The organism is Sphingomonas bacterium (assembly GCF_903643065.1).
Lineage (GTDB): Bacteria > Pseudomonadota > Alphaproteobacteria > Sphingomonadales > Sphingomonadaceae > Sphingomonas.
In genome coordinates, this window is sequence record NZ_CAHJWX010000098.1 from 1 (window position 1) to 6,806 (window position 6,806).

The 6,806-nt window shown below is 69.2% G+C and carries 7 protein-coding genes and 1 pseudogene; 4 read left to right on the plus strand and 4 right to left on the minus strand.

All coding sequences use genetic code 11. The annotated features are described in order from the left end of the window. A pseudogene (locus HUU95_RS05020) lies at window positions 1-630 on the plus strand (diaminopimelate epimerase); the annotation flags it as partial. Between the two features lie 73 nt (window positions 631-703). After that, complete coding sequence (locus HUU95_RS05025; protein WP_174279110.1) at window positions 704-1,720, plus strand: fumarylacetoacetate hydrolase family protein; 1,017 nt, start codon at window positions 704-706, stop codon at window positions 1,718-1,720. A 49-nt stretch (window positions 1,721-1,769) separates the two neighbouring features. On the opposite strand, the gene HUU95_RS14475 is transcribed toward HUU95_RS05025, so the two are convergent. Next, the gene (locus HUU95_RS14475; RefSeq protein WP_174279111.1) at window positions 1,770-2,750 is read right to left on the minus strand and encodes an SGNH/GDSL hydrolase family protein; all 981 of its coding nucleotides are present in this window, start codon (window positions 2,748-2,750) and stop codon (window positions 1,770-1,772) included. A 166-nt stretch (window positions 2,751-2,916) separates the two neighbouring features. Here HUU95_RS14475 and HUU95_RS05035 point away from each other — a divergent pair, with 166 nt between their 5' ends. Continuing rightward, entirely contained in the window at window positions 2,917-3,120 is a 204-nt protein-coding gene (locus tag HUU95_RS05035) for a hypothetical protein (protein ID WP_174279112.1), read from the plus strand. A gap of 3 nt (window positions 3,121-3,123) precedes the next feature. On the opposite strand, the gene HUU95_RS05040 is transcribed toward HUU95_RS05035, so the two are convergent. The 3 genes from HUU95_RS05040 to sucC all read right to left on the minus strand — a co-directional run bounded on the left by HUU95_RS05040 (window position 3,124) and on the right by sucC (window position 6,130). Next, window positions 3,124-4,053 (minus strand): electron transfer flavoprotein subunit alpha/FixB family protein, encoded by a 930-nt coding sequence (locus HUU95_RS05040; RefSeq protein ID WP_174279113.1) that lies wholly within the window; start codon window positions 4,051-4,053, stop codon window positions 3,124-3,126. 90 nt (window positions 4,054-4,143) lie between these two features. Continuing rightward, the gene (locus HUU95_RS05045; protein WP_174279114.1) at window positions 4,144-4,890 is read right to left on the minus strand and encodes an electron transfer flavoprotein subunit beta/FixA family protein; all 747 of its coding nucleotides are present in this window, start codon (window positions 4,888-4,890) and stop codon (window positions 4,144-4,146) included. 40 nt (window positions 4,891-4,930) lie between these two features. Then, window positions 4,931-6,130, minus strand: a complete 1,200-nt coding sequence (gene sucC / locus HUU95_RS05050; protein ID WP_174279115.1) for an ADP-forming succinate--CoA ligase subunit beta — start codon at window positions 6,128-6,130, stop codon at window positions 4,931-4,933. Between the two features lie 136 nt (window positions 6,131-6,266). Here sucC and HUU95_RS05055 point away from each other — a divergent pair, with 136 nt between their 5' ends. Further along, complete coding sequence (locus tag HUU95_RS05055; RefSeq protein ID WP_174279116.1) at window positions 6,267-6,602, plus strand: pilus assembly protein PilZ; 336 nt, start codon at window positions 6,267-6,269, stop codon at window positions 6,600-6,602. Window positions 6,603-6,806 lie beyond the last annotated feature (204 nt).

The window sequence follows — 6,806 nt, forward strand, 5'->3', positions numbered from 1 at the left end:
CGCGCGCCCGACCTCGCGCCCGGCGTCGCCACGATCCGCGAGGTCGCCGGCCCCGCCGGGCTGGACCTCGCCCGGTGGCCGATGGCGATCGGGCGGGCGGACAATATCGATCGTCCGATCGATCGGCTCGGCAGCGCCCGCGCCTTCACCGCCGTCGCCATGCCCAATCCCCACCTCGTCGCCTTTGTCGACGCGGTAGACGAGGCGGAGCTGGTCGCGATCGGCGACGCATGCGCGGCGGCGCCCGGCTGGCTGCCCAACCGCGCCAACGTGTCGTTCGTCGAGCCCCGTCCCGGCGGGCTGTTCGTGCGGACCTTTGAGCGCGGCGTCGGCCTGACCGACAGTTGCGGCAGCGCGATGGCCGCGTCGCTCTACGCCGCCTGCCTGACCGGACGCTGGCCCCATGACAGCGAGGCGACGCTGTGGAACCGTGGCGGGCTGGTGCGCGGCGCGGCCGACGCCGGTGGCGAGGTGACGCTGCTCGGCAATGCGACCTGGGAGTGGGAGGGCACGGCCGAGGTCGATCCCACGACCGGCGCGGTGGAAAAGGTGACGGTCGACCGGCGCTTCCCCGACGAGATCGCGGCATGGGCGGCGCTCGCCGGCGCCCCGTCGGGAACGCAGGGTTGACCGTCGCCGTTGCGACGACGACCAGCGACGGGACCCGGCTCGGACCGGGATGACGATACAGGAGAGCGTAACGATGAAACTCGCCAGCCTCAAGCACGGCCGCGATGGCCGGCTGGTCGTCGTCTCGGACGACCTCGCCTGGCAGGCCGACGCCGGCCAGGTCGCGCCGACGCTGCAGGCCGCGCTCGACGATTGGGATCGCCTGCTCCCCGCGCTGCGCGCGCTGGCCACCGACGTGCGCAACCGGGCGATCCCGCTGAAACGCTTCCACGAGCACGCCGCCGCCGCGCCGCTGCCGCGCGCGTATCAATGGGCGGACGGCTCGGCTTATGTGAACCACGTCGCGCTGGTGCGGCAGGCGCGTGGGGCGGCGATGCCCGACAGTTTCTGGCACGACCCGCTGATGTACCAAGGCGGCTCCGACGGCTTCCTGGGCCCGCGCGATCCGATCCCGCTCGCCGACGAGGCGTGGGGCTGCGATCTGGAGGCCGAGGTGGTGGTCGTCACCGGCGACGTGCCGCTGGGCGCCTCGCGCGACGAGGCGCTGGCGGCGATCCGGCTGGTCGGGCTGACCAACGACGTGTCGTTGCGCAACCTCATCCCGGGCGACCTGGCCAAGGGCTTCGGCTTCTTCCAATCGAAGCCCGCGAGCGCCTTCTCGCCCGTGTTCGTCACGCCGGACGCGCTGGGCGACTGGTGGCGGGACGGGAAGCTCCATCGCAAGCTGATGGTCGACCTGAACGGCCAGCCCTTCGGCCGCGCGGAGGCGGGGCAGGACATGACCTTCGACTTCGGCACGCTCGTCGCGCACGCGGCGCGGACGCGCCGGCTCGGCGCGGGCACGATCGTCGGTTCGGGCACCGTGTCCAACCGCGACGCCGATGGCGGCCCCGGCCAGCCGATCGCGGCCGGCGGCGTCGGCTATTCGTGCCTGGCCGAGGTCCGCACGGTGGAGACGATCACCGGCGGCCGGCCCGTCACCCCGTTCCTCCAGCGCGGCGACACCGTCCGCATCTGGGCGGAGGACGATCGCCACCACTCGATCTTCGGCGCGATCGAGCAAGTGGTCGGCGAGCAGGTGGCGGGCTGAAGCGAGGCGATCCAGCCCGGCACCGCCCAGCGTGTCAGACGCCAGCGTGTCAGGCCATCGCCGCTGCCGGCCCCCGACGCCGCAAGGTCGCACCGGTCAGCCCGAAGCCGACGATCATCATCGCCCAGGTGGTAGGGTCGGGGATGGAAGCGACGATCGCCTGGGCGATCAGGCCGTGGACATAGGCGGTCGGGTGGATGCCGTCATAGTAGAGGTAGCCGGCGCAGTCACTGGCGAGACCCCCCGTCGCCACGCAACTGCTATGGACCAACGCCGGGTCGAGCCCATAGTCGGCGGGATGGTCCTGGATCGAGGTCTGCAACGTGGCGAGGTCGAACAGGCGGATCGACCCCGATGTACCCAACTGTTGCTGGAAGCTGTCGACGATCGAGCTGTATTGCGTGTTCAGGCCGGTCGACGCGAGCGTCGCATTGGCTTGCGCGGCGGTGCCGTAGATGCTCGGGATCTGTCCCACGTCCGGAAGGCCGACGACGATGATGTTGCGCGCGCCGTCGGTCATGATCAGCCGGGTCAGATCGGTCCGGAGGGCGGTGACCGTGTCGAGCGGCGAGGGCGCGCCAGGAAAGCCATAGTCACGGACATCGTTTCCGCCCGAGGTGATCAGCACCAGACTGTTCGCGTCGATGGCGGCGCGCCGGGCGAGCGGGCTGGTGGTGAGGGTCGATGGTTCGTAATAGCCGGTGATCTGGAAGCCGAGATCGGGCGGGATCTGGTTGGCGAAGAAGGTCGCGACGGTGGAGCCACCGACCGCATAATTCGTGCCGCCCTGCAGATAGGCGGTGGCCGGTCCGAACCCGAGCGCGAGCGATACGTCGTCCGCGAAGTTCAGCCCGTTGGTGAAGCGCCCCGACGCCGGCGCCGAGCCCGGTACCTGGGTCGCGGCGTTGCCGCTGTCGACCAGGCTGTCGCCGAACACGTACAGGCGATCATAGGGGGCCGCCGCGCAAACACTGGACGTTGCGAGCATCGCCGCACTGACAACCATCGCGAGCCGTTTGAAGCCGAGCATCACATTTCCCCCTCTAATTCATCTCGTTTACCACGTCCAATGCCTCGCTCAATAGCAAGCGACGGCCCAATCAGCCTGTGAAGGACGCAACGGTGCCTTCCCCGCGTTTGCAGGGGCGGCATCGGCCGTTGGCGACATGCGTCGGTAGGAAGCGTGCAAGGCCGACATGCTGCTCGATCTCGGGTTCGAAGTGATCGAGGCGGTTGGCGCGGACGCTGCGCGGCGGTTCCTTCGGGAGGATGTCGCCCCTGTCGATCCTGACCTCGGCGATGTCGGTACGGAGCCGACGACAATGCCCGACGGGGCGGTGATCAACCGATCGGGTAGCGCCGAACCTGCCCTGGCGCGCTTGCCGGAAGCATTGGTCTAACAGCTACAGCTTCGCGGTCAGCTCCGGCACCAGCTTGAACAGGTCGCCGACTAGGCCGAGGTCGGCGACCTGGAAGATCGGGGCGTCGGCGTCCTTGTTGATCGCGATGATGACCTTGGAGTCCTTCATCCCCGCCAAATGCTGGATCGCGCCGGAGATGCCGACCGCGACATAGACCTCGGGCGCGACGATCTTGCCGGTCTGGCCGACCTGATAGTCGTTGGGCGCATAGCCCGCGTCCACCGCCGCGCGGGACGCGCCGACGCCGGCGCCCAGCTTGTCGGCGAGCGGCTCGATCAGCGCGTGATATTGGTCGGCCGAGCCCAGCGCGCGGCCGCCCGACACGATCACCTTGGCGCTGGTCAGCTCGGGCCGCGCGTTGCTGGCGATCTCGGCGCTGTCGAAGGTCGACAGGCCCTGGTCGCCCTGGCCCTGCACGGCCTCGACGCTGCCCGAGCCGCCGGTCGCCGCCGCCTTGGCGAACGCGGTGGTGCGCACGGTGATGACCTTCCGGGCGTCCGACGAGCGGACGGTCGCGATCGCGTTGCCGGCGTAGATCGGCCGGGTGAAGGTGTCGTCGCTCTCGACCGACAGGATGTCGCTGATCTGCATCACGTCGAGCAGCGCCGCGACGCGCGGCGCGATGTTCTTGCCCGTCGTGGTGGCGGGCACGACGAATGCGTCGTGGTGACCCATCAGCTCGACGACGAGCGGCGCGATATTCTCCGCCAGCGCGTGCGCATAGGCGGCGTCGTCGGCGAGGTGAACCTTGCCGACGCCCGCGATCCGCGCCGCGGCCTGCGCGACGCCGTCGACGTCCTGCCCCGCGACCAGCAGATGCACCTCGCCCAGCTTGCCCGCGGCGGTGACCGCGGCGAGCGTGGCGTCCTTGACGGTCGTGCCATCATGCTCGACCCAGACCAGACACTTCATCTCTTATTGCCTTTTGTTCGCCCCGAGCGACGTCGAGGGGGGTTGCCCCGCCCGGTGCCGCGACGTCACGCGACACCGGGCGGTGCGGGCCTATTTGGCGATGCCCATCGCCGACAGCTTCATCACCAGCTCGTCGACATCGGCGACCTTGATCCCGGCGTTGCGCTTGCCCGGCTCGACCACCTTGAGCGTCTGGAGCCGGGGCGTGACGTCGACGCCGTAATCGGCGGCGGTCTTCTGCGCGAGCGGCTTGCTCTTCGCCTTCATGATGTTGGGCAGCGACGCATAGCGCGGCTCGTTGAGGCGCAGGTCCGTCGTCACGATCGCGGGCAGCTTGAAGGTATCGGTCTCCAGCCCGCCATCGACCTCGCGCGTCACCGTGACGGCGCCGCCCTCGATCACGACCTTGGACGCGAATGTGCCCTGACCCCAGCCGAGCAGCCCGGCGAGCATCTGCCCGGTCTGGTTGTTGTCGTCGTCGATCGCCTGCTTGCCCAGGATGATCAGGTCCGGCTTCTCCTCGTCGGCGATGGCCTTGAGGATCTTGGCGACGCCCAGCGGCTCGACCTTCTCGTCGCTGGTGACCAGGATCGCGCGGTCGGCGCCCATGGCGAGCGCGGTGCGCAGCGTCTCCTGCGCCTTGGGCTCGCCGATCGAGACCGCGACGATCTCGGTGACGCCCTGGGCCTTCAGGCGGATCGCCTCCTCGACCGCGATCTCGTCGAACGGGTTCATGCTCATCTTGACGTTGGCGAGATCGACGCCCGTGCCGTCCGCCTTCACGCGCGGCTTCACGTTATAGTCGAGCACCCGCTTGACGGGGACGAGGACCTTCATCGCTTCTCTCTCCAAAGCCTGCCGCCTCTGCGAGGGCGGTTCAGGCCGCCTTCTTCACCTCGGCGACGATCTTGCGCGCGGCGTCGCCCAGATCGTTGGCGGGGACGATCGCCAGGCCGGAGCCCGCCAGGATCGCCTTGCCCTGCTCGACATTGGTGCCCTCCAGCCGGACCACAAGGGGGACGGCCAGGTTCACCTCGCGCGCGGCGGCGACGATGCCGTCGGCGATGATGTCGCAGCGCATGATGCCGCCGAAGATGTTGACCAGGATACCCTTCACATTGGGGTCGCCCAGGATGATCTTAAACGCCGCCGTCACCTTCTCCTTGTTGGCGCCGCCGCCGACGTCGAGGAAATTGGCGGGGAACATGCCGTTCAGCTTGATGATGTCCATCGTCGCCATGGCGAGGCCCGCGCCGTTGACCATGCAGCCGATGTCGCCGTCGAGCTTGATATAGGCGAGGTCGTACTTGCTCGCCTCGATCTCGGCCGGGTCCTCCTCCGTCTCGTCGCGCAGCGCGGCCAGGTCCTTGTGGCGGAACATCGCGTTCGCATCGAAGCCGACCTTGGCATCGAGCACCATCAGTCGGCCGTCGTCGGTCACCGCGAGCGGGTTGATCTCGATCTGCGCGGCGTCGGTGCCCAGGAACGTGGCGTACAGCTTCGACGCGACGTTCGCCGCCTGCTTGGCGAGATCGCCCGTCAGCCCCAGCGCGGCGGCGACGGCGCGGCCGTGATGGGGCATGAAGCCGGTCGCGGTGTCGATGTCGAGCGTGGTGATCTTCTCCGGCGTGTCGTGCGCCACCGTCTCGATGTCCATGCCGCCCTCCGTCGAGGCGACCATCGAGACGCGGCCGGTCGCGCGATTGACCAGCAGCGCCAGGTAGAACTCCCGGGCGATGTCGACGCCGTCGGTGACGTACAGGCGGTTGACCTGCTTGCCGTGCTCGCCGGTCTGCACGGTAACCAGCGTGTTGCCGAGCATGTCGGCCGCCGCCGCGCGGACCTCGTCCGCCGTGCGCGCGAGGCGGACCCCGCCCTTGGCGTCGGGGCCCAGCTCCTTGAACTTGCCCTTGCCACGCCCGCCGGCATGGATCTGCGCCTTGACCACATAGAGCGGCCCCGGCAGCCGGCCGGCGGCGGCGACCGCCTCGTCGACGGTCATCGCGGCGTGGCCGTCGGGCACGGGGACGCCGAACTTGGCCAGCAGCTCCTTGGCCTGATATTCGTGGATGTTCATGGGGACATCGCCTTGACTGGGATGGCGCTCGCTAAAGCACAGCGCGCTGGGCGAATCCATAGCCGGGGGGTGGCTGGCGACCCCGTCAGCCCGGCTTTAACGATCGGTAACGCTTGCCGGCGTAGGGCGCGGCGCCATGAGACAGCCGCGTTTCGACCCGCCCTTCGAGCCCGTCGTCCTCGGCGACGATCATCGCCGCGCGCTGCGCCGCGCGGTGAAGATGCGCGCGCACCTGCGCGACCGGGGCCAGACCCGGTTCGAGATCGACGTGGTGGACCTGTCGCGAGCGGGGTTCCGCGCGGAAACGAGCTTCACGCTCTGGCCGGGCACGACCGTGTGGCTGACGCTGCCGGGGCTGGCCGCGCTGGAGGCGATGGTCGCTTGGCGCGACAAGTTCCGATACGGCTGCGCGTTCGGCAAGCCACTGCATCCGGCGGTGTTCGACCACATCATCACGTTGGGCGACCGCTAGGGTTTGTCCTATTCAAACTGAACCCTGACCCGTTCGTGTCGAGCGAAGTCGAGACACCGTACCAGGTTGGTCCCTCGACTCCGCTCGGGACGAACGGTTGTTAACGCCTGATCAGGACAGGCTTTAGGCGCGGCCACGTCCGCGCCGCCGCGCGAAGCGCAAGCGGTCGCCCCGGCCGGCGGGTCGGCTCGCCGGACCCGTTCG